This window comes from Pseudoduganella sp. RAF53_2 (assembly GCF_052113985.1).
Classification (GTDB): Bacteria; Pseudomonadota; Gammaproteobacteria; order Burkholderiales; family Burkholderiaceae_D; genus Rugamonas.
This window is the reverse complement of sequence record NZ_JBFRDW010001052.1, coordinates 1-1,137: the sequence shown is the minus strand read 5'-3', so window position 1 is coordinate 1,137 and position 1,137 is coordinate 1. Positions and strand designations below refer to the sequence as shown.

2 protein-coding genes are annotated in these 1,137 nt (G+C 61.7%); one reads left to right on the top strand and one right to left on the bottom strand.

What is annotated here, in order from left to right; genetic code table 11:
- On the top strand, positions 1-648 hold a 648-nt coding region (locus AB4Z11_RS32240; protein WP_442030334.1), incomplete at its 5' end, for a hypothetical protein.
- On the opposite strand, the gene AB4Z11_RS32235 is transcribed toward AB4Z11_RS32240, so the two are convergent.
- On the bottom strand, positions 586-1,137 hold a 552-nt coding region (locus AB4Z11_RS32235; protein WP_442030332.1), incomplete at its 5' end, for a cation transporting ATPase C-terminal domain-containing protein. The two genes, AB4Z11_RS32240 and AB4Z11_RS32235, sit on opposite strands and share 63 nt — an antisense overlap.

The window sequence follows — 1,137 nt, the reverse complement described above, 5'->3', positions numbered from 1 at the left end:
CCCGGCGCCAGCGTGGAATTGGTCATGGAATTTACGGCCAGCGTGGGATGCGCTGTCAGTCTGCTGCGCCTGCCCGTGATGCGCCTGCGTACCGCGCTGCAGGCTGGCGTGGCCGATTTCGTTCCGGCCGATGAAGCGATGCAGGGCATGCCCGGCGTCGCCTTGCCGCTCGATGCAAGCGGCCAGCCGGATGTGAAACGCGCGGTGCCGCTGGTATTGGTGGCCTTTGTGCGCGCCAGCGACAAGATCGCGCCGGACACCGATCCCGCCGCCTATTTTCGCGGCCACACAGTCGGCACCACCATGGGCGCCAGCTATGCAGTACGCATGCAGCAGATGGGGATCAATATCGATTCCGGCGCCAACGGCGTAACCGCCAACTTTGAGAAGCTGCGCCTGAAGCGCATCGATGGCTTCGTGGTTTCGCTGATCTCCGTCTCGGACATGGACAAATTCGTGGCCGAACATTACCGCGGCGAGATCGTGCGGCTGGAGAAGCCGCTGGTGCGAACCAATATCTGGATCGCAGCCAGCAAGACTTATTACGACACCCACACCGCCCAGGTGGAGGCGATGTGGAACTGGTTAGGTACGGCCGGTAACAAGCGCTTTACTGTCCTGCTGAAGAAATACTCCGGTGTTCCCTGACGTGCGGTACACGCGCTTCATCAGCTGCGTGGTGGCCAGGTAGCCGAACAGGATCAGCGGCAGAATGGCAAAGTACAGCGGCGGCAGCGATTGCAGCTTGAAGTAGTGCGCCACCGGGCCTTCCGGCAGGAACACGCCTACCGCCATGATCGCCCCCGTCATCACCAGCAGCGGCGTGGCAGCACGGCTCTGGATGAACGGCAGCTTCGGCGTACGGATCGCATGCACGATCAGGGTTTGCGTCAGCAGGCCGACGATGAACCAGCCGGACTGGAACAGCGTCTGATGCTCCGGCGTTTTGGCGCCGAACACGAACCACATTACGGCAAACGTGATCACGTCGAACAGGGAGCTGATCGGGCCGAAGAACAGCATGAATCGGCCGATCTCCGCCGGGTCCCATTTCTGCGGCGACTGCAGCAGTTCCGGATCGACGTTATCGAACGGAATGGCGATCTGCGACACGTCGTACAGCAGGTTCTGCACCAG